At 58.4% G+C, this 19340-nt stretch carries 24 protein-coding genes, 1 tRNA gene and 1 pseudogene; 12 read left to right on the top strand and 14 right to left on the bottom strand.

All coding sequences use genetic code 11. The annotated features are described in order from the left end of the window. Positions 1 to 215: 215 nt before the first annotated feature. The 4 genes from DPQ64_RS06240 to DPQ64_RS06225 all read right to left on the bottom strand — a co-directional run bounded on the left by DPQ64_RS06240 (position 216) and on the right by DPQ64_RS06225 (position 2870). Entirely contained in the window at positions 216 to 806 is a 591-nt protein-coding gene (locus tag DPQ64_RS06240; protein WP_115863493.1) for a DUF7411 family protein, read from the bottom strand. A gap of 1 nt (position 807) precedes the next feature. After that, positions 808 to 1149: a DNA-binding protein gene (locus tag DPQ64_RS06235; RefSeq protein ID WP_115863492.1), complete on the bottom strand. Its 342-nt coding sequence runs from the start codon at positions 1147 to 1149 to the stop codon at positions 808 to 810. A 141-nt stretch (positions 1150 to 1290) separates the two neighbouring features. Continuing rightward, entirely contained in the window at positions 1291 to 1746 is a 456-nt protein-coding gene (locus DPQ64_RS06230) for a 30S ribosomal protein S19e (protein WP_115863491.1), read from the bottom strand. A gap of 80 nt (positions 1747 to 1826) precedes the next feature. Then, a complete protein-coding gene (locus tag DPQ64_RS06225; protein ID WP_115863490.1) occupies positions 1827 to 2870 on the bottom strand; it encodes a flippase-like domain-containing protein in 1044 nt (347 codons plus the stop codon). Positions 2871 to 3003: 133 nt separating this feature from the next. On the opposite strand from DPQ64_RS06225, the gene DPQ64_RS06220 reads away from it, so the two are divergent. The 7 genes and pseudogenes from DPQ64_RS06220 (at position 3004) to DPQ64_RS06190 (ending at position 8527) form a co-directional block, all read left to right on the top strand. Beyond that, positions 3004 to 3852 (top strand): molybdopterin synthase, encoded by an 849-nt coding sequence (locus DPQ64_RS06220; protein ID WP_115863489.1) that lies wholly within the window; start codon positions 3004 to 3006, stop codon positions 3850 to 3852. A 337-nt stretch (positions 3853 to 4189) separates the two neighbouring features. Further along, a complete protein-coding gene (locus tag DPQ64_RS06215; RefSeq protein ID WP_115863488.1) occupies positions 4190 to 4441 on the top strand; it encodes a DUF7123 family protein in 252 nt (83 codons plus the stop codon). 194 nt (positions 4442 to 4635) lie between these two features. Next, positions 4636 to 5742, top strand: a complete 1107-nt coding sequence (locus tag DPQ64_RS06210; protein WP_115863487.1) for a PQQ-dependent sugar dehydrogenase — start codon at positions 4636 to 4638, stop codon at positions 5740 to 5742. Positions 5743 to 5815: 73 nt separating this feature from the next. Next, positions 5816 to 6085, top strand: coding sequence for a DUF7577 domain-containing protein (locus DPQ64_RS06205; protein WP_115863486.1), 270 nt, complete (start codon positions 5816 to 5818; stop codon positions 6083 to 6085). 68 nt (positions 6086 to 6153) lie between these two features. After that, positions 6154 to 6861, top strand: coding sequence for an Nmad3 family putative nucleotide modification protein (locus tag DPQ64_RS06200; protein WP_115863485.1), 708 nt, complete (start codon positions 6154 to 6156; stop codon positions 6859 to 6861). Positions 6862 to 6888: 27 nt separating this feature from the next. After that, positions 6889 to 7701, top strand: a pseudogene (locus DPQ64_RS06195) (hypothetical protein); the annotation flags it as partial. Between the two features lie 100 nt (positions 7702 to 7801). Continuing rightward, positions 7802 to 8527: a hypothetical protein gene (locus tag DPQ64_RS06190; protein WP_115863484.1), complete on the top strand. Its 726-nt coding sequence runs from the start codon at positions 7802 to 7804 to the stop codon at positions 8525 to 8527. A 614-nt stretch (positions 8528 to 9141) separates the two neighbouring features. On the opposite strand, the gene DPQ64_RS19735 is transcribed toward DPQ64_RS06190, so the two are convergent. Next, a complete protein-coding gene (locus DPQ64_RS19735) occupies positions 9142 to 9264 on the bottom strand; it encodes a hypothetical protein (RefSeq protein WP_269814469.1) in 123 nt (40 codons plus the stop codon). Between the two features lie 71 nt (positions 9265 to 9335). Here DPQ64_RS19735 and DPQ64_RS06180 point away from each other — a divergent pair, with 71 nt between their 5' ends. From DPQ64_RS06180 to DPQ64_RS06160, 5 genes are all read left to right on the top strand, one after another. Continuing rightward, on the top strand, positions 9336 to 10511 hold the full coding sequence (locus DPQ64_RS06180; protein WP_115863483.1) for a hypothetical protein: 1176 nt from the start codon (positions 9336 to 9338) through the stop codon (positions 10509 to 10511). Between the two features lie 190 nt (positions 10512 to 10701). Continuing rightward, positions 10702 to 10905, top strand: a complete 204-nt coding sequence (locus DPQ64_RS06175) for a hypothetical protein (protein ID WP_115863482.1) — start codon at positions 10702 to 10704, stop codon at positions 10903 to 10905. Positions 10906 to 11065: 160 nt separating this feature from the next. Next, entirely contained in the window at positions 11066 to 12385 is a 1320-nt protein-coding gene (locus DPQ64_RS18645) for a hypothetical protein (protein ID WP_157971612.1), read from the top strand. A gap of 102 nt (positions 12386 to 12487) precedes the next feature. Beyond that, positions 12488 to 13582: a hypothetical protein gene (locus DPQ64_RS06165; protein WP_115863480.1), complete on the top strand. Its 1095-nt coding sequence runs from the start codon at positions 12488 to 12490 to the stop codon at positions 13580 to 13582. Between the two features lie 2 nt (positions 13583 to 13584). Next, a complete protein-coding gene (locus tag DPQ64_RS06160) occupies positions 13585 to 14670 on the top strand; it encodes a hypothetical protein (protein WP_115863479.1) in 1086 nt (361 codons plus the stop codon). Between the two features lie 8 nt (positions 14671 to 14678). Here DPQ64_RS06160 and dcm read toward each other — a convergent pair whose 3' ends face one another. From dcm to DPQ64_RS06115, 9 genes are all read right to left on the bottom strand, one after another. Then, entirely contained in the window at positions 14679 to 15791 is a 1113-nt protein-coding gene (dcm, locus tag DPQ64_RS06155; RefSeq protein WP_115863478.1) for a DNA (cytosine-5-)-methyltransferase, read from the bottom strand. Between the two features lie 562 nt (positions 15792 to 16353). Further along, complete coding sequence (locus DPQ64_RS06145) at positions 16354 to 16542, bottom strand: hypothetical protein (protein WP_157971611.1); 189 nt, start codon at positions 16540 to 16542, stop codon at positions 16354 to 16356. After that, the gene (locus DPQ64_RS18640; RefSeq protein WP_157971610.1) at positions 16535 to 16693 is read right to left on the bottom strand and encodes a hypothetical protein; all 159 of its coding nucleotides are present in this window, start codon (positions 16691 to 16693) and stop codon (positions 16535 to 16537) included. The genes DPQ64_RS06145 and DPQ64_RS18640 overlap by 8 nt, the downstream gene beginning before the upstream one ends. Positions 16694 to 16767: 74 nt before the next feature. Continuing rightward, on the bottom strand, positions 16768 to 17031 hold the full coding sequence (locus DPQ64_RS06140; RefSeq protein WP_115863475.1) for a hypothetical protein: 264 nt from the start codon (positions 17029 to 17031) through the stop codon (positions 16768 to 16770). Next, positions 17024 to 17242 carry a hypothetical protein gene (locus DPQ64_RS18635; protein WP_157971609.1) on the bottom strand — a complete coding sequence of 73 codons (219 nt, stop codon included), beginning with the start codon at positions 17240 to 17242 and terminating at the stop codon, positions 17024 to 17026. The genes DPQ64_RS06140 and DPQ64_RS18635 overlap by 8 nt, the downstream gene beginning before the upstream one ends. Further along, positions 17235 to 17366, bottom strand: a complete 132-nt coding sequence (locus tag DPQ64_RS06135) for a DUF2080 family transposase-associated protein (RefSeq protein ID WP_115863474.1) — start codon at positions 17364 to 17366, stop codon at positions 17235 to 17237. Before DPQ64_RS06135 ends, DPQ64_RS18635 begins: the two co-directional genes overlap by 8 nt. A gap of 61 nt (positions 17367 to 17427) precedes the next feature. Beyond that, positions 17428 to 17754, bottom strand: coding sequence for a hypothetical protein (locus DPQ64_RS06130; RefSeq protein WP_115863473.1), 327 nt, complete (start codon positions 17752 to 17754; stop codon positions 17428 to 17430). Between the two features lie 208 nt (positions 17755 to 17962). Then, complete coding sequence (locus DPQ64_RS06120; protein WP_232820501.1) at positions 17963 to 19045, bottom strand: tyrosine-type recombinase/integrase; 1083 nt, start codon at positions 19043 to 19045, stop codon at positions 17963 to 17965. Between the two features lie 185 nt (positions 19046 to 19230). Next, positions 19231 to 19301, bottom strand: a tRNA-Gly gene (locus tag DPQ64_RS06115). Positions 19302 to 19340 lie beyond the last annotated feature (39 nt).

Here is a 19340-nt window from a genome sequence, read left to right as displayed (position 1 = left end):
GCGCGTGCTGGCGTCTGCGCGAGGGCACCGAGCGCAGGCTCGTGGGAGCGTCGCTCCCACGGCGCGGCCTCTCGTGGCCGCGCCCAAGTGCGCGCAGGAGTTTATAATAGGCAAGCAGCGAAGTACTGTACAGTCACCGAGACGTTCCCGTATTCGACACTCGGAACGGCGAGAACAAGTAGAAGAGCGGTGCAGCCAAACCGCGACGCATAGACTCAGCGTAGCCCGTTCACGGACGTCTGCGTGTGATCGGGGAACACCTCTGCCACGGCGTCCTCGCCGTGCTCGCTCGCCAGCAGAGCCCGGAGTTCGGCCTCGTAGTCGGCCTTCGGGATCTGCTCGCTCGGACCGGTGGTCACGTCGAGAGTCTCCTCGACCAGCGAGTCGACCGCGCCGCGGCCGAAGCCCGCCAACGGGACGATGTACTCGACGCCGTGGCGATCTTCGAGACTCTGGGCTTGCGCGCGCGACACCGAGGGAACCCTGTCGTCGCGCCGGGTGCCGTCGGCCACCGCGTCGAAGTCCATCTCCGCGACGGCTTCGAGCGCCGCGAGGTGGACCTGCTGGATGCCGTCGCGGGGGTAGCCGTCCTCGACCATGCGCTCGACCGCCTCCTCGGCCACGCTCTCGTCGAGTTCGACCGTCTCGAAGTCGAATCCGAGTCGGCTCGCCGTCTCGCGGGCGTGGTCGTGGTCGTCGGTGACGCCGAACGTGGCCGTGACGAGCGTCACGTCGTAGAAGTCCTCGAGCAGGAGCGCGGCGAGCGTCGAGTCCTTCCCGCCGCTGTAGAGCAGACCGAGCTCCATCCTACCGCCGACGGATGTTGAAGCTCTTTGAGTCGGGCTTCAGTTCCCGGAGGAGCTCCTTCATCTTCTCCTCGTCGATCTTCCCGTTGACCTGCCCGCGCTGGGCGATGGCGAGGATCTGGCGCTCGACCTGCTCGGCGAAGTCGGGCTTGCTCATCCGGACGGAGTTGAGCCGCTTGCGCGCGCCGTCCGTCAGATGCTTGCGGAGCATGGCCTGCTTCTGGGCGTCGGCCTGCTGCTGGGCCTGCTGTTGGGCCTCCTCGTCGCCGCCCTGCTCCTGCATCTCCTGCATCTTCTTCTTGCGGAGTTCTTCGAGTCGCTCGTCGTCGGGCTGTTCGCTCATGCGTTATCGTTACGTTACGGGGCACGGCCAAAAACCATTACGGAGCGCAGGACGGGGTGGATGGAGCACAGAATGGCTGGAACGAGCCTGGTTCGGAAAGAACGCCGCGGTCGAAAAGAAACGCCGTGCTTCCGAGGTCGTCTACGCGTAGCGTTCGAGTTCGGGGCGGTCGAGCTCCTCCATGACCTCGCCCGCGGTGTCGTCGAGCAGGCTCCGGCCGTCGCCGGTCACGATGCGGCCCGCGCTGCCCTCGGTGTCCACGAAGTCCTCGTCCTCGAGCTGCTGGAGGATGGTCCGGATGATCTTCCGGCTCCCGTCCGTGCGGTGCTCGGGGGCGACCTGATAGCGGTTCGAGCCGCCCTTCTTGCCGCCGTACTCGGTGGCGAGGCGCTCGACGCCGACCGGGCCCTCGGTGGCGACCTTCCGGAGCACGCTCGCGGCGCGGCGGTGCCAGAAGTCCTCCTGCTCGGGCGGGAGCTCCTTGCCCTCGCCGGTCTTGACGAATTCGGTCCAGTCCGGTACGTCGAGTCGGTCCTCCAGCTTCGCGGCGACCGCGTCGATGAGGTCTTCCGCGGGAACGTCGTAGAGCGTCGTCATACCCACGAATTCCCGGTCGCGGCGTTTAAAGGCATCGTTAGCGTCCGACCGTGCGCCCCGTTTCCGTCCGCTCGCACCGGTCAATCGCTCGCGGACTCGACGACGTTGTCAGCCTCGAGCATGGCGGTCGCGCTCCCACCGAGCAGGATGGGGAGCCAGTAGGTCGCCCCGCGATGGATCAGCGCCGCGGCGCCCGCGATCCCGGTGTCGACGCCGGTGACCGGAACGATGAGCAGCACCAGCGCGGCCTCCACGCCGCCGAGTCCGCCGGGCAGGGGCGTGACGCTCGCGACGCTCCCGAGCGGAACGATGAACAGCGCGGCGGCGAAGGGGACCGCGTGGCCGAGCGCAAGCAGGGAGAGCCACAGCGAGACGGCCAGCAGAAGCCAACCGAGCGCCGAGAACGACAGCGCGAGCGCGAGCTGGTGGCGGTCGCCCGCCACGCGCTCCAGCGCGCCGAAGAAGCCCTCGATGCGGTGCCGGAGGTCGGCTTCAGCTGGCGGCTGGACGCGCGGGACGACCCGGCCGATCGTCCGAGCAGCCGGAACGATAGCCGCCACGGCGAAGTCCGCGACCCGGTTCCGGTTGTGCCAGCCGAGGTACACCGCGACCGGGACCGCGAGCGCCAGCGCGGCGAGCGAGACCGCGGCCACCTCGACCCTGTCGCCCACCGTGAACGCCGTGGCGTAGTAGCCCACGCCGACCAGCGCGAAGGAGATGGAGGGGACGAAGTTGAGGGTGTCGACGCTCGCGACCGCTGCGAGGCCGTTCTCGTACTCGGTCCCGGTGGTGCGCGAGACGAGCAGCGCGCTGAACGGCTCGCCCCCGGCCTGTCCGAACGGGGTGACGTTGTTAGCGAACGTCGCGCCCGCGAACAGCATGAACGCCCGCAGGACCGACACCTTGACCGCGATGACCCCGAGCACGGTCCGGAGCGCCATCGCCCACGCGAACAGCCACGCGACCGACGCGACGCACGCGGCGGCGATCAGCACGGGATCGGCTCGCGAGAGCGCGGCCACCACCTTGTCGAGGCCGACGAACGCGTACAGCGCCAGCAGGACGACGATACCGGTGGCGAACCCGACGGCCACCGATCGCGCGTCCCCGAGATCTACGCCCATCGACTCCGACAGACGGCGGGTCGGGGCTTGAAGCCACCGAAGACGGAAGTTCGAGGTATGTGGAGAGTTATCGTTCACCGAGAAAAAGCGAGTCACCGAAGCCTACAAGCGCGGTCCCGACCAAAGACGGCGTATGCACGTACTGAGCGTCGTCGGCGCGGACGCCGCGACGCGGACGGTCACCGACCGACTCGCGAGCCACCTCGGCAGGGACGGCCGGGTCGCGGTACTGCGTCGAGCAGAAGCCGGTGACTCGGCCCGCGATGCGCCCGAGAGCGCGACGGTCCACGACGCCCCCGAAACGGCGACGTACGAGGTCGCGGCGGACGGCTGGCGGGCGAGCGGTCGGGACCGGTCGGTCTCGGACCTGCTCGACGACCTCGCGCCCGACTACGACTACGCGATCCTCATCGGATTCCCAGACGCGGACGCGCCGCGGGTGGTCGTGGACGAGGACCGGAGCGGCGGGGATCTTGGGGGCGAAGTTCCGAGCGGCGAGACGCTGGTAGCCGAAGACGGTCCCGCCGACGTGGACCCCGCCGAGGTCCGTGCGAAACTCGACGCCACCGAACCGTACGAGACGCTCGAATCGCTGGTCGCGGAAGCGAAGCGCTCGGAGGACGCGCCGTACTCCGGCGCTATCGCCACGTTCACCGGTCGAGTCCGCGCGAAGGACGAGCCCGAGGACGAACCCACCGAGCGACTCGAGTTCGAGAAGTACGAGGGCGTCGCCGAGGAGCGGATGGAAGCGCTCGCCGCGGAGTTGGAGGAACGCGACGGCGTCTTCGAGGTGGTGATGCACCACCGGACCGGCGTCATCGAGTACGGCGAGGACATCGTGTTCGTCGTGGTGCTCGCGGGCCACCGCGGGGAGGCGTTCCGAACGGTCGAGGACGGCATCGACCGCCTGAAGGAGGAGGTCCCGATATTCAAGAAGGAGGTCACGACCGACGAGCAGTTCTGGGTCCACGAGCGCTCGTAGTCCGGGTGCGCGAGCGCACGTAGCGCAACGCCTCGCTGGTCGCCGTGATCGCTTAGTTCTCCGTACACCCCCACCAAACGCCGACCGCGGCCTGAATCCGAACCGTCACCCCTCAACCATGTCAGACGCTCGCAAGCCGAAGGGCCACAGGGACGATAGTGGCGAAACAAAGACTTAGAGACGTTTTTGAACGATAAAGGGCTCTCAGAAAACGTCGTGAAAAGTCATTTTCATCTCATTTTCCGTCGTCTTGTTGTTTTCATTATGGAAATCGGCGGAAAACCATCCTAATCGTCGCCCCTTTATATCATCCCCCGACGCCTACGCCGAAACGACGATGAGCGCAACTACGAAGCCCTCCGATGCGCCCGAACCGCGGTCGAAGGAACAGCGGCTCAAGCAGTTCCTCCGGCAGAAGGCCGACGACGGCGAGATGTACTTCAAGAGCAAGTTCATCGCCGACGAGGTCGAACTGTCCGCCAAGGAGATCGGCGCACTCATGGTGAAGCTCAAAGACTCCGCGACCGACCTCGAGATCGAGAAGTGGTCGTACACGAGCGCGACCACGTGGCGCGTCGCTCCCGCGTAACGTCCGACACGACCCCCGTCGCGGCGATTCCGCGTCCCACCGCCGCGACTCCCCGCCGCCGCGACTCCCACCACCGCACCCCTGCGTCGCGTCGCCGTCCGTTTGGTCCCCTTCGGACGGCTCGTGACAGTTCTGGCGACCCGTTTCGCTCGGAAACCACGCTACTTTTCTCCCGGGCTGTCGTTCGACCGAGCATGGAGCGGCGCTCCTACCTTCGGTCGCTGGCGGCGGCGGGACTGACCGGGACCGCCGGCTGTCTGCGGTCGGCCGGCAGCGATCCCACCACGACCACGGAGCGTCCGCGATTCCGCATCGAGACGGTGACGATGAACCTCGAAGTCCCGTGGGGCGCTGCGTTCGGACCCGACGGCGACCTCTACCTCACCGAGCGCCCCGGTCGGATCCAGCGCGTCTCGCCCGAGACCGACCTCAAGGAGGAGGTCGCCGACCTGACCGGCCGGGTTGCGCCGCGCGGGGAAGGCGGCCTACTCGGCTTCGCGTTCCATCCGGAGGATTCGGACCTCGCGTACACCTATCAGACGTACCGGAGCGACGCCGACGGGAGCGGCGGCGAGCTCACCAATCGGGTCGTCCGCCACCGAGTGAGCGACGGGTTCGCCCGCGAGTCGGTCGTCCTCGACGGGATTCCCGGCGGGTCGACTCACGACGGGGGCCGAATCGCGTTCGGACCGGAGGATGCGCTGTACGTCACGACCGGCGACGCGGGCGAGCGCGAGCGTGCCCAGGACGTCGACTCGCTCGCGGGGAAGACCCTCCGGCTCACCCCGGACGGCGAGCCCCATCCCGAAAACCCGTTCGACAACGAAGTGTTCACCTACGGCCACCGGAACCCGCAGGGGCTCGCGTGGCGTGAGGACACCCTCTTCAGCACCGAGCACGGACCGGACACCGACGACGAGGTGAACGTCCTCCGCGCGGGCCGCAACTACGGCTGGCCCGAGGTGATGGGACCGACCGACGGCGACCGATTTACCGACCCACTCGTCTCGTACACCCCGACCATTGCACCCGGGAGCGCGACCTTCTACGACGGAGCCATCGCCGACTGGCAGGGCGACTTCTTCTTCGGGACGCTCGCCGGCGTCCACCTCCGGCGAGTTCGGTTCGACGGCGACGACGAAGTGGTCGAACAGGAGCGTCTGCTCGACGACAGGTACGGCCGCCTCCGGACCGTCTTCACCGGTCCGGACGACCACCTCTACGTCACGACCAGCAACCAGGACGGTCGCGGGACGCCCGCACCGCAGGACGACCGCGTGCTCCGCATCCATCCGGCGTAAGCTCGGTCGGCCGTCGCGCCGTACTCGAATTCCCGACAGAAAAGCAAAGTACCATGACACCCTATACCACGATATGGGCGTGTGGGGGTGGATCGTGCTGTACGTGCTCGCGTTCTCGCTCGTCCAGTTGCTCATCTACCGCTACCTCCGGAGCGACGAGGACGCGCCGCTGTTCAACTCGACGACGCCGAACCGGGACCCGGCCGCGTTCGAGGAGTTCGCCGCCGACGACCGACCGCACAGCGACGACCCCTCGGTAGTGGTCTGTCCCCGCTGTGGCACCGAAAACGCGACAGGATTCACGTACTGTCGGAACTGCGTCAATCCGATGGCCGCGCCGTAGCGGGGCCTCCTGAGCTTCGCGTCGGGAGCGACAGTCCTTTCTCGGTCGGAGTCGTCGACCCGACTCGAATGCCCCGCGCAGTCGCAATCAACGTCGGAGCCAACACGAACGCGCCGGGCGTCCGTGGTCCCGTCCACCCGGACGGCTCGTTCGAGTTCGTCCCCATCCCGGAGGACGCGCCGACCGCCGAGCCGGTGCCGACCTACGCCGACCTCTCGCTCGAAACCGACCTTCCGGACGGGGCTGTCGAGTCACCGGTCCACCTCGACCCGGAGTTCGCCGAGTACCCCGAGTGCGAGCGCTACACCTACGGAGACCCGTACGGAGTGAAGGCCCGGCCCTTGCTGGACCTGCGCGAGGGCGACTACGCTCTCTTCTACGCGACGCTGACGACTCGCGGCGAGCCCGAGCGCGAGTGGATCGCGCCCGACTGGGGCGCGTACCTCGTCGGCCAGTTCCGCCTCGCGCGCGACCCCGTGCCCGGCGACGCGTACGCGGCCCTGTCCGCGAGCGAGCGCGCGACCTTCGAGAACAACGCTCACGTCAAGCGCGAGGAGTTCGACGCCGCAGTCCTGCTGGCGGGCGACGAGGGCGAATCCGGCCTGTACGAGACCGCAGTTCCGCTGAGTTCGCCCGAGCAGGGGTCGGAAGCGAATCGCGTCGTCACCGAACTGTCGAGCGATTCTGGCAAGGGACCGTGGTGGAGACGGCCGATGACGTTCGACGAGCGCGAGACGGCGGAACTGCTGGAGTTGGTCGAGAACGGATTCGAGTGACGCTGTGTACAGATACTTGAACAGATCGAGTTGAACGTCGGCGTGCTCGGCGTCGAGACCGACGGCTCGGTCGAACCGCTGGAGACGCCGCGAATCGTCGGAAGTCCCACCACCACCGAGACCTCGGCGATCCGATTTCAGGCGAGCGCGCAGGGCGTCGCGAACAAGTCGTTCGGACTCAACCACCCCAAGAACTACCTCGGGTATCCGCTCGCCCACTACGCCGACGGGGCGACCGACGACCTGATGATGGACAACGACGTGGTTCGGGAGATCGACAGCGCGCGGCGAGGCGCGGCGTTCCTGAACCTGATCGACGACAGGCCGGAGGGGGTTCGGTTGACCCCGCTCGGCCGGGAGGTCGTCCGCTTCGCGCTACACCGGTACGGGTCCGTCGAGGACGCGCTGGCGGTGTTCTCCGAGTGGCACGGGAGTTCGCAGCGATTCTACGACCTCGCGCCCGCGTGGGGACAGCTGACCCGACGCGTCGTGTTCGCGTATCCGGCGACCCAACTGCTGGTCGAGGAGCTCCAGGAGATGCACGAGCACGGGATCAGGGAGCCGACGCTCGTGAACCTCGTCGAGTGGCTCCACGAACGCCACCCGTCGTTCGCCATCGAGTTGTTCGTTCGAGGGACCGACGACGCCAGAGAGCGAGTGCTGAGCCGAGACGGTGAGCTTCAGTTGGCCGAGCTGACGGACGGAAACGTCTATCACTCGCCGACCGTGTTCCAACTGAAGGCGATGCTGTACCACGCCGGAATTGTAGCCGAGCGCGGGGCAGAACCGTCGAATCTGGACCCTCGAAGCGACCGCTGGACGCTTCGGGAACCGTTGTGACTGCCGAGGCGCGAGTGTTTCTACGTTGTCGTCGATTTCTAACCGGCAGTGTGATGTCGGTGGCAAGGATCTTTATCTCTCGGCTTCGGTGAGCAGTACAATGTACCAGTACGAGGCTGTCGAACAGGTGATGCAGGAAAACGACGGCTACGCGACGCTGAAGCGACTGTATCAGCGCGCTCCGGAGGTCGACGGAAGCGAGTGGAAGACCAAGACGCCGAACGCCAGCATCCGCCGGATCGTTCAGAATCACGACCGATTTTTCAAGCTTCGACCGGGGCTCTGGGCGCTGGAAGATCACCGCGAAGAGTTACCGGAGCACGTCTACGCGGAATCCGCCTCGGAACTGGAACAGGACCGGTACAACCACTGGTACTTTCAGGGGTTGCTGGCGGAGGTTGGAAACGTCCGGCGAGCTCAAACGTGGGTTCCCTCCCAGGACAAGAACAGGGAATTTCTGGACAGAACGTTGGGCGACGTTCGGAGTCTAGAGAGTATCCACGAGTTCGGGTATGAGGAACTACTGCGGCGTGCCCGCACGGTCGACGTTCTCTGGTTCAACGAGCGCCAAATGCCCGACAGCCTCTTCGAAGTCGAGTTCTCCACGGACTTCCAGAACTCGCTGCACAAGTTTCTGGACCTCCGGGACTACTACGCGAACTTCGTCATCGTCGCGGACGAATCCCGAAAGAGCCAGTTCGAGAAACGGATCGGCCAGAGCGGCTTCGACCCCATCAGCGACCGCGTCGAGTTCTTGACCTTCGAAGGCGTCTCCGAGCTCCACGCTGCAACGAACAAGACCGACGGGCTGCCCGACATCCTCTAATCGAAGGTAGAGATGCGCCGGCCGGGAATTGAACCCGGGCTATGAGCTTGGGAAGCTCAGCCTACTAACACGTGGGGTCCCGCACATCACCGTTCGCCAACACCTCTCTTCGAAACCGGTGAATCCGGCGGCCTCACACCGTTCTCAACGACGATTTGTGTTCTTGATCCACCCTGCTTGTAGCGCCAGCTACACCGGCATCCCGGATAAAACCGCTGGGACATGAGCCATTCTACCATCATGCTACGGCTTTCATAAATCAGAGGTAATCCAGCGTGCGATCAGTGTTCGCTCAGCGTGGCACACACCCCAGAACGCGGGGTAAAGCTTCCTACCACCCGATTTGAGCCGTTCGCTCAATGTCCAAAGGTTGTGGTGGCTACCCCACGTCGTTGAGCCATTACCGGAGGGCTCACATCCCGGGGCACCCCTGCGTCGTTAAGCCCGTTTGCTTTAACCAATTCGGGGGAGCAACACTACTTTGTACAAGTTACACGGGCAAGAGACAGTGGAACAGTTTCTCTCACCTAGATCATCACATTTTTTGTATCGATAGACACCCGTTCGGATAAAGTTCAAGGTAGCTACTAGTCTCCTGCACCAAGGGAGTATCCCTACGTACTCGGTGCCGTCACGGAGATCAGGTACTCGTGCTCGTATTCCTCGACAACCTTGACCTCGACGTGTTCTAATGCCCGTGCATCAGCAAGTTTGTCGGTCGGCACGTAGGTCGTCACGATGTCGTCATCTGAGGAAAGGCATCTGGTTAATCGGGATTCTTTAGTGATGCACTACGAACGACAGATAAATGGACGATCAGGAACGCTCCGATGAAAAATCGAAAGAGTTCGACTTCGAGAAATTCATGGAAGAGATGGAGGATCGTCGGGAAAAACGGCGGGAACAAGTTTCTTTTGAATGGTGTGAAACCATTCGGCAGGCGGGGGAACTCTATCGTGACCTTGAGGACATCGAATCCGTTTCTGAGGAAGTAGAACACTCAGAAGAGGATGTTCGAGAAGCGCTGACGGTCTACCGCCTGATATTTGAAGAGCCGCCAACGACGGTGTCCACGAAAGTAGCCAGTCTTGGTCAGGCTTTCTTCACAGTGGGGAAAGACGTGGAGGAAGCTGCCGAAACCATTGAACTGGATGAACCAGTTGAACAGATTTTGCGTGAGTATGTTGGAACGGTCTATTTGGATTATGAAGTAGAAGATGAATCAGTAGGAGACCCGGTTGAGCGTACGGCCCCTTCATTTCCACTTGACATTGACACAGTTCGAGAGACGATAGAGGAGAGCATTACCCCTCCGACAAAAACATACATGGCGGCCAGCGGGATGGACAGCCTACTCGAACCGATGATTCAATCCCAGGCTAGTCTCGTTCAGACGGTAACGCAGCCGGTGTTGAATCAACAAGTTGACGTACTCCAGTCAGCCCTATCGCCGACCCTGGCACACATCAATCGTCAGCACCAAGCGATTCTGGAACATACTACAGAGTCATTAATCCAGTCACTGCCAGAGATACAGTTTCCCGCACCTGTAATAGCGGATCTTGCTTCACTCCACCCAGCCAATGCTGGGACTGCTACTGGAACCTCGCCTTCTCCACAGGCTTCGACGGTTGCAGAAGCCTCACCAACGACGGCAGAGATAACCCCAACAGAGGCCTCCAACTCCTCGACCACTTCGATCAATGGAGCAACGGGTACAACGGTTGATGCTACATTACCGGATCAGGACGCGTTTTCAACGGAACTGGTGTTTGAGATTCCGGCGCTGGTTGCCGAATCGATATTGAACACAGGACAGGCCAGGACGTGGTTCACGTCGTTATCCCAGGACTATCAGATTATGGTACTTAGATTTATGCTCTTTTCTATCACGCTACATCTAACAGGGAACCCGGTGTTTGCTGCCATGGCCTCGTTCCTCGCACCCTACTTACGTAGGAGAATCGTAACTGGCGAAGAATGACTTCGCATCAGCAAACCTAATGCTGAACTCCTGGACTTCTTCCTACCGGGAAAGCAGCAGGAATTCCCTGTACTTCAATCGGTCTCTTCGCGCAAGAACGGTGGCGTATCAATTTCCACGTGGAGATAATAATTTCACTTTCAACGTGGACGGACAGCCACTAAGTAGACGGCAGTACCACCACTGGGATATGTCGAAAAGCGATGACAAACAGGCAGTACAACGCACGATGGCCTACGGCACCACGCTGGTCGAACTCGCCAAGCGCCAGGACGGGACGTGGGAAGCGACACAGACCGGACTCGATATAGTAGGGACAGGGAACTCTGCAGCGCGGGCGACAGAGGACATGGCCCGGCAGATCGCCGAATTGAAAGAAGCAAACAAACTCTGACCATCGACAATATTCGCCGAAAAGAGTGTGAGGCGGAACACACCGTAAATTCTACCTCAGAGGAGTTCGCCGGTAGACTGGCCCCCAGTAATACGATGTGTAATTACGGCGTGCGTGTCTAACGATAGAAACATAAGTTCCGTCTTTGCATATCACCTTGATGGACATTCAATCGGCTCAAATAGTGAGATACGATTTCTATCAACGGGTCTCACATAACGAGGTCACAAATGTCCTAAGCAGCTTATTTAATCAGAAAGCAGAACTTCCCGACCAAACAGTAGATTTTGGGAATAGTGAACTTGAGGTTGAAGCAATTCATTTCAGTAGACCACGAGATCCTATTGCCTTCGATGAGTTCGATTCACTCCACTCATACCTTGTTCAGGATACAGAGAGTCAATATTTCTTCCATCAGATTACGGTAGCCACGCTCACTGAATCGGAAACCAAGAGAATTACTCCCGGGGATATAACTGCAAACCGTAGTTGCCGAGCAGAATGGCGTGAGAAAATTGAGGGGATAAGTAATCACTTCTCCGCTAGCCTTATTCAGGACTCAGCGCCGAAACCCTTACTACTCCTTGTAAATCCAACTCAGGACGAGTTGAAGGGGTTTTCTACCAATTCCTCTAAGCAAGTCACAGAGTTTCTAAAGGATAATGCAAGCAAACTTGATGGGTGGGGCTTTAATCCGTTATCGGAGGTGAGTCTTCTTGACTCCTCCTATCTCATCACAGAGAAGGAACTGCTCTCCAGCCCTCTTCCTGTACTTAATATCAATTATCAAGGTAACCCATTATCGGCTGATGAAGAGTATTGGGAGCAGTGGTTTGGATTTGAATACCGAAAACTGAAGGCCGTGACGAACATTTTTCTTGTGAATCATTGGTTAACTTGGCGAAAAAACGAGATCCAAAATATTGATTCTGAGTCATATAATTATAGTATGGGGTCTCTGGAGTTGGGAGACTCTGTTGAGGAAGTAAGCGAAACCGAAGAAGAGCTAGAAGAATTACGGAGAGACTGGGTGGAAACGCATTCTTCTACGGCAGACGAATATCAGGAGATGGATGATATCCTTGAGAACTATCAGGAGAATCAAGGAAGCACGGTGTTCGACGATTCATTGGGCGGATATCATGAGACATACTTGGCAAGGAACATACGGCGAACAACGGAGAAACTGAATACACTTTCCGATACTCTGGAACGAGTGGGCAACAAGCTTGAGATGTTCACAGCAGTAGTACAGGATCAAATCCAGTCAAGGGCTACAAAGTCGAATCTTCAGCTCCAGAACTCGGTACGGAATCTAACGATTCTTCTTGCAGTAATCGCTATCGTCGAGTTCTTTTTAAATAATGTTCCACAGGAGTTCTATGAGGCTACATCAGTAACCCTTTCCGTGAAGTCCCTTCTCCTTCTCCTCATCCTTATTGCCGCCCTAGGTTTTTTCCATGGATATGCTCAGAAGTAAACGAAATCCAGATAAAACTGACTCAATTTCTAAATTTCTGGTTCGTAATACTTTTCTACTCTGCCTCCGGTCCTTGACACGGTAACAGACTGCCGAACTGTCATGCACGGGTTTGTTGATGGATCTGCGTTAGACTATGGCGAGATTGACCGGGGTTCTTTAGAGGAATTAATCGATGCGGAGGTAAACCGCAAACCACGCAACAAAGCAAGGTACAAAACAGTAATCTCCCATGAGGACCCCATCCCGATCCTGAGAGCAGCCCTGGACTACCATGAGTCCGGAGCGGTCAAAATCAAAGAGGAAACAGACTTCTATAGCGTTCGGGTTGAGCGAACCATTGAACGAAGCGACCGTGAGGTTGAGGGTTCATTCGCCTTTTTCCAACATGGGGACTCCCCGATCTGGACTGCCGTAACAGGATACGATCCTGACTTCTTTGACAACGGACTAACGTGGCTTTTTGACCGTGCTGAGCCGCATATCTCTGACTTCTTCGCCGATTCCGAGGAGCTGAAGCAAGTACTCCGTAGCATCGAAGAGGAACTCTCTGCAGAGATTCTAGTCAGCAAAGCAGTTGTTTACTCCCGAAAGGAGGAGGGGACAATTTCTTTCCGAACACGGCCATATAAAGAGGTTTTCCGAGATGAACAGCTCGAAAATGGCTACGTTGATAAACTCAACTTCACCGTCCGCCGGCAAGACAACGAGTTCTTTAGTGGCTTCATCAGTCGTGAAGGGGTGACTAAATTAGAGAGCGGAGATCCTGACCTCTACCGTGAATATTTGCTCGGGTCTTTCGTGAACACGGTCACAGACAAATTGGATATTCTCTCCCATAGTGATCGCAGCGAGTCTGGTGAAATCAGTGAAATAGAACTTGAGTTTCAATCAAACGTGCTGAACTCACCCTCCGACAATCAAGAGCTCATCGAAGCACTCAGCAACTTAGAAAAAAGCACGATGACGGTCTACCACGACAATCCCTACGCACACGTCTCTCTCGTGGACTTTGTCGACGGTTCAAACTGCGATATATACGTGACAGGATCGGACTCGGTTTCTATCGTCCCCGGATACAAAGGCTCCGTTAACTCACTGATGAGGATTGCGAATCAAATGTCTAAGGAATTCCAGGAAGGTGTACTGAACCTGCGTGCAGAACCGGAGTACAGCCTTACCGACTTCGTTGCCTAAACATGAGCGGGGAAGATGTTGGTTGTGTAGATTGGCAGCATCACAACTTTAGAACATACAATGATAGTGTCGACGTCATCAGTGGCTGGGAAACGGTATTTGGCGTGTTTGACCGTCACTTCGACAAATACTACTTTGACCGTTTTCCCCAAGACACCGCAGACGATATTGAATACACACCCGACTTCACGGTTCACTTCGACAGCAACTACAGTATAATCGGGAAAATCCTGCCGAAAGCATTGGAGAATGAACCAGCAACAATCGCAGAACAGCTACTGAATATGCTAGCAGAGTGTGACGATAGCTACGATGTCGTTGACGATGATGGTGCATTCGTTGACACGGCAATGACGGACTTCGTGGCCTTCGTCCCCGACAGCTACTCATCTGAGTTCGGAAATATTCTGAATACGAGACTCAGTAACGACGAACCGGGATTAGAGAACAATGTCGTGTTGATTCGGTACGGCATGGATGACCAACGGGCAAATTACATATTCCAGCGGGAGACCTCGCTAGAGGACGAATTCCGGGAAAAGCATCTGCCCGACGAGGAATCGTTAAACGAAACCATTGGTCCCGACGGCGGTTATAAGTCGTATAAACTAGGGACAAAAGAGTTCCTCCGACCGAAGAGCACGAAACCCATCTACAATACGAAGCCACCGCATTCCTACCTAGCCACCTACCTTTGGATGAAGGAATTCCCAACGGAACTCTCAGAGGAAGACTTCACCGAGTGGAGAAAAGGACAAATCAACAAGAAGCAGCAGATTACGGTGGACTGTAGCCAGCTGACTAACAAGCTGAACACTCAGCGAATCAACGACGGGGACGTGAAGGAGGAGTGGATCGAGGAGACACTGGAATTCCTTTGCACGACTCGGTACGCAGAGGAATCAAGCCAGTCATACAACGTGATGTATACAGGAGTTGTTCAAGACATCGACATGACTGGAAACAACAGACTCGCGCGCGAGTATCGTCGAGCCACTGAACTTGCTCTCAAACTCATCAAACGATACTGCAGGTACAGCCGGGATTCCGCACCAACTGGTCAATCCTCGCTCGAAGAGTTCTCCTAATCAGACTCTTACTTGAACGCAGTAAGTAATCGCACCCCCAGAACCTCAATTACGTTCACGGTCACGGCATTCCCCGCCTGCTGGTACAACTGCGTATCACTGTTGACCTCTTGTGCTGCCTCGAATGCCCAGTCTGGAAATCCTTGAAGCCGCCAGCACTCCCGCGGTGTCAGTTTCCGGATGCAAACACCATCGGTCGCATGGACCACCGAGCTTCCACCGTCACCCTTCACTGCATGACTGACATCATCTTGTCTCGTCTCGAACCCGCGGGATTGAACGAGTCCTGTGACAAAGTTATTCTGTTCGTATCTTCCGCCCGAGGTAACAGTTGGGGCGGTCTTCCGAACCCGTCCATCGTTATCTCCTCGTGGTTGCTGGAGGATGAAGTCCGCATCCGAGTCATCCATCGCGCTATTCCCGCCCGAGGAGATAGTCTTGAAGTAGTCCCTTCGCCGACCATTGTTATCTATAATCGGCGTTCCTCCATCTCTTGGAATATCCTCTCCTGCCGGTCCTCGGATAGGGAATACTTGGGGTCGGGGTCCATCTCTAAGATATGCGACAATGAAGACACGCTCTCGGTTTTGCGGTACTCCGTGATATTTGCTGTTAAGCACCTGCCATTCCGCATCATACCCCAATTCATCCAGCGTCGAGAGGATCGTTCGGAACGTTGCCCCGTCGGCGTGATTAAGTAGTCCTTTGACGTTTTCAAGGAGCAGTACCTGAGGTAGCTTTCGTCGAGCAATCCGAGCGACTTCAAAGAACAGAGTTCCTCGCGTGTCGTCGAATCCACCTCGTTCTCCAGCAAGGCTGAAAGCTTGACACGGAAACCCTGCGCACAGGAGGTCGTGGCCCGGAATCTGTTCAGCGTCCAGTTGTGTAACGTCTGTTGGTTCATGGGTTTCACCGAATATGGCGTTATAACTGTCTACCGCAAACCGGTCCTGATCATAGTAGCCGACGCACTCGTACCGGTCATCCGCCTGTTCGAGGCCAAGACGGAACCCGCCAATCCCACCAAACAGGTCGATGAACCGGATCGGCTCTTGTTCTGGGTGTCCTTTGTTGTGATAATCGGCACTGATTGCAACCCCCTCCGCGTCTGTTCCGGGCATTGCATCTCAGCGTACCCGGTGGCCCGGAAAATATCTATCAATACATCTACATAAAGCTGCTAGGCTAGCCTCATTCTGTATGCTAGCGGCTGTCCGGCTAGATTTACACGGGCATATAGCTGCGCTATAATTCTACTTCTCCGTAATATTCTGCGTCACAGTTTGTGCAGTAGTACGTAGTGGGCTCGCCCGTGTTCGGCTGCTGCACAGCGAGCGGCTGGTCGTCACACTGGGGACAAATCCAGCTCACTTTTGATCTGCCTCATCAAGCCGAATCGGTTGGAATGGACTGTACTCGGCCAGCCAGACTCCGAACACCGTTCCCCCAGCAAACCCGAAGATAGCAGCTGTCTCGGAGGTCACTTCAAGTCACCCGGTGCTAAATGGTGCTGTGTGCGGTCGTCCAACGTTTGGAGATACCGTTCAAGCACCTGTTTGTACGTGTAGGTAGAGCGCTCGGCGTACCGTCGAACCTCCTCCAAATGCTCGGTGATCAAAGCCTGCAAGTTGCGCTCCAGGTTCCGGCGTGCGCGGACTTTCCTCCCATCCTGTTGGTTGCCACTCACCACGGATGCACCTCAATGTGCGTGTCGTTCTCCGGTATTAGCTCGTACTCGGTTCGACACTCTTGGCAAGCTACTTTCTCCGTGAAGCCGCCGCTGAGACCGTTTGCGTTGGAGTGGCCGCACTTACACGTCCACTCAATCTCGATAACCTCCAGTTCGATGTCGTCGATATGCATCTCAGCCATCGTGCTCATCCTCAGTAATTGCCAGTCCTGCTCTGAAGCCGTCCACGTATTCTTGCGTCCGCCCGAGTTCCAGCCCGATCCAGAAGGCTACGGTCACTGCAATGGTGACAGCTAGAATCGGTATTTCAGCCATTGTGATCACCGTTGTCACATGTACAATCCTGCTGGTCGCAGTCCGGACAGGGTTTCGGATTCTCGTACTTTACCGTACTCGGCCACATGTCTTCACCCGTGGTCACCACCCTTGCTAATTTGGAATACGAGTGCAGGTATACCGAGCTTTCTAGGCGGTGTCTTCTGTATCTCCCAATCGTAGCTCAGTTCGTCGAGCGTCTGCCGGACGGCATCGCCCACCGGTCCCGCGGTGACAATTTGAGCCATGTTCCCCGCGCCAGCGATCATTAGCCACCGCTCCGGTATCCCGTACTCGCCCACGAACTTCTCATACGTCTGCTGCGTCCATGGCGATCGTACCTGCGTCTCACTCACCGACCATCTCCTCCGCACTATTTGCGTCAAGTACGCCGTTTGTCTCAATTTCAATGAGTAAGTGATCCACTTCCTGTGCAAGCATCTCAGACCTGGACTGACCGTTCCGAATCTGCTCCTCCACCCGATTAAGAGACTTGTACAGTCGCTTAAGAACAATTCCTCGCTCCCTATTCATTCGCTTTAATGCAACAATCGTATCGTCATCCACCGCTATCGTCCTCAGCTAATTCGATGCGGAATGTTTTGCCGCGGAAGCGTTTGGGGAGGAGGATGTGGGCGGAGTTGCCGCATTGTTTGGCGTCGCGTGTTTCGGCCCACTGTTCCGTCGCCATAGGTACGAACTATGTAAGAACGCTTAAATAAGTGCCGCCATCTGATCAGACAGACGGCCTACTATCCTAAGGCCAACGATGATTCCCACAACGAGGGTAGGTCGTCAATGCGCTCCCAGCCCTTCCCTGAACGCACCTCTTCGACCAATAGCTTTTCGAAGTATTCCTCAAGGACAGCGTCGCGTTCCATCGCTAACGGCGGACTGCAGTAGTCCTCTTCTTCCCAGACCGCCTCTTCAGTCTCCGGATCAAATCGGGCGTTTTCCAATGACTGCGTCAACGCCCGGCCGAACGGATTCATATCTCTGAACTCTTCACGGTCGAGTCGCTCACGGAGCTCGGCCAACTTCTCCATCTTTGGGGTTGCCCGGACGATGTAGTGCGCCATTTGCCAGTCACCGGCGGAGCGTCACATTCGTACTGTCGCACTCCGGACAGCTCGTCATCCGCATAAAGGACGGTGAATCAACCCGGTCCCAATCCTCGCCGCCTGTTGCAGCCTCGAACCCACACGCCTTGCAGTGCGAGACCGACTGCTGGCTATCCGTTTGCGCCATACGGGAACATATGGCGCGCACCTGCATATGTCGTTCGCTTCACCCCATCTTGTCTAACGCATCACGGCGGTCCTCCACGGGCGTCTGATCGTACTTGACGGTGGTCCGCGTTGATTTATGCCGGAGCTGGGAGGCTGCCGCCGTCAAATCCTCCTCCCGGGTCATATACGTCCCCACACTGTGCCGGATCGAATACCACGTCAAATCCCGGTCCTCCGTCGCAATCTCCGTTTCCTCCAACACCCGGCGAAGCAACCCATTCAACGCATTGCTATCGTACGGATTACCGTATCGGGTCAGCCACAACGCATCCGTCCCGTTGTACTTGTCCAGTCGGTTCCGGTTGGTCAGCCATTGTTCGAGTGCCATCACTGTCCGGTCACGGATCGGGGTGTGCCAGTTCTCCGTGTTCTTCGCCGAATCCTCCTTCGGAATCCGTAACACGCCGTTTTCGGTGTCCACCCACGAAACACGTGCCTTCCCGATTTCGACCGGTCGCAGGCCCGCGTCCAATGTCGTCCAGATGAGTGACGGCACCTTCCAGTTGCTTACTTGCTGCCATTCCTCGACACCGATCTCCGCTTGGGGTTTCCCGAACCGCATGGCCAAGTCCCGCAAATGTTTGTCCCGTTCGTCATCGTCAGCCTCGTAGTAGTTTGGAAGTGCGTTATAGGTTAACGCGGCTTCCCGGAGCTGGTCCCGTTCCTCCCGGGTCAGGAAATCCCGGGGCTGGTGTGCAGGGTCGGAACTGAAGTGTTTGACTGGCTCCCAGTTCCAGTCCGTGTTTGTGGTGTCGGCTTTCCACTCGAACAGGGATTGGAGTGCTTTCATGCAGCTCGCCTTGTACGAGTTGGAGAGGTCCCGGTCGTCGAGGTGGAGCAGCCACGCATCGGCGTGGGACGTGGTGACGTATTCGGTGTATCGGTCTTCGGCATCCCAGACGGCGCGGTAGAACTTGTCAAGGCGGTACGCCCGTATTTGGGCGGTGGCCTCGGCATAGCCGTGACCGCGGTCCGGGTCTTTCCCCCGCGTGAGCAGCCAGTCGATCAGCCGTTTCCGATGGTCATGGTACGATTTGAGTTGCCGGGGGGTCAGTTGAGCTTCAGTCTGTTCAGTTGACAACGGTACGTTTCGGTATTTTGCAGGCATGTGTCTACAGTGTCCTGTGTCTGAGCCGCGCATTTCGTATGGTATGCGGTGCATTACCATGATCGATGGCATTGGCAAGGTGGCCGTTTGAGTGCCACACTCGTATGTGGCTTTGCGAACCGTTGAAATCACCGTCAAGAACAGGTGTGAAGCCGGTATGCGCCGGCCGGGAATTGAACCCGGGCTATGAGCTTGGGAAGCTCATGTCCTACCACTAGACCACCGGCGCACGGCGTTCACTTTGTTCACTTGTGCGCCGAGCCTTGCC

The organism is Halorussus litoreus (assembly GCF_003382685.1).
Lineage (GTDB): Archaea > Halobacteriota > Halobacteria > Halobacteriales > Haladaptataceae > Halorussus > Halorussus litoreus.
Note: the sequence above shows the minus strand (reverse complement) of the source record. Positions and strands in the feature narration are given on the sequence as shown.

Coding starts and splice junctions, on each gene's coding strand:
- DPQ64_RS06135 (WP_115863474.1), bottom strand. CDS start 17,366: ATGGCGACGGAACAGTGGGCCGAAACACGCGACGCCAAACAATGCGGC.
- DPQ64_RS06200 (WP_115863485.1), top strand. CDS start 6,154: ATGCCCCGCGCAGTCGCAATCAACGTCGGAGCCAACACGAACGCGCCG.
- DPQ64_RS06235 (WP_115863492.1), bottom strand. CDS start 1,149: ATGAGCGAACAGCCCGACGACGAGCGACTCGAAGAACTCCGCAAGAAG.
- DPQ64_RS06145 (WP_157971611.1), bottom strand. CDS start 16,542: ATGGCTGAGATGCATATCGACGACATCGAACTGGAGGTTATCGAGATT.
- DPQ64_RS06210 (WP_115863487.1), top strand. CDS start 4,636: ATGGAGCGGCGCTCCTACCTTCGGTCGCTGGCGGCGGCGGGACTGACC.
- DPQ64_RS06190 (WP_115863484.1), top strand. CDS start 7,802: ATGTACCAGTACGAGGCTGTCGAACAGGTGATGCAGGAAAACGACGGC.
- DPQ64_RS06165 (WP_115863480.1), top strand. CDS start 12,488: ATGCACGGGTTTGTTGATGGATCTGCGTTAGACTATGGCGAGATTGAC.
- DPQ64_RS06240 (WP_115863493.1), bottom strand. CDS start 806: ATGGAGCTCGGTCTGCTCTACAGCGGCGGGAAGGACTCGACGCTCGCC.
- DPQ64_RS06215 (WP_115863488.1), top strand. CDS start 4,190: ATGAGCGCAACTACGAAGCCCTCCGATGCGCCCGAACCGCGGTCGAAG.
- DPQ64_RS06160 (WP_115863479.1), top strand. CDS start 13,585: ATGAGCGGGGAAGATGTTGGTTGTGTAGATTGGCAGCATCACAACTTT.
- DPQ64_RS06230 (WP_115863491.1), bottom strand. CDS start 1,746: ATGACGACGCTCTACGACGTTCCCGCGGAAGACCTCATCGACGCGGTC.
- DPQ64_RS06220 (WP_115863489.1), top strand. CDS start 3,004: ATGCACGTACTGAGCGTCGTCGGCGCGGACGCCGCGACGCGGACGGTC.
- DPQ64_RS18645 (WP_157971612.1), top strand. CDS start 11,066: ATGGACATTCAATCGGCTCAAATAGTGAGATACGATTTCTATCAACGG.
- DPQ64_RS06175 (WP_115863482.1), top strand. CDS start 10,702: ATGTCGAAAAGCGATGACAAACAGGCAGTACAACGCACGATGGCCTAC.
- dcm (WP_115863478.1), bottom strand. CDS start 15,791: ATGCCCGGAACAGACGCGGAGGGGGTTGCAATCAGTGCCGATTATCAC.
- DPQ64_RS06225 (WP_115863490.1), bottom strand. CDS start 2,870: ATGGGCGTAGATCTCGGGGACGCGCGATCGGTGGCCGTCGGGTTCGCC.
- DPQ64_RS06205 (WP_115863486.1), top strand. CDS start 5,816: ATGGGCGTGTGGGGGTGGATCGTGCTGTACGTGCTCGCGTTCTCGCTC.
- DPQ64_RS06130 (WP_115863473.1), bottom strand. CDS start 17,754: ATGGCGCACTACATCGTCCGGGCAACCCCAAAGATGGAGAAGTTGGCC.
- DPQ64_RS06180 (WP_115863483.1), top strand. CDS start 9,336: ATGGACGATCAGGAACGCTCCGATGAAAAATCGAAAGAGTTCGACTTC.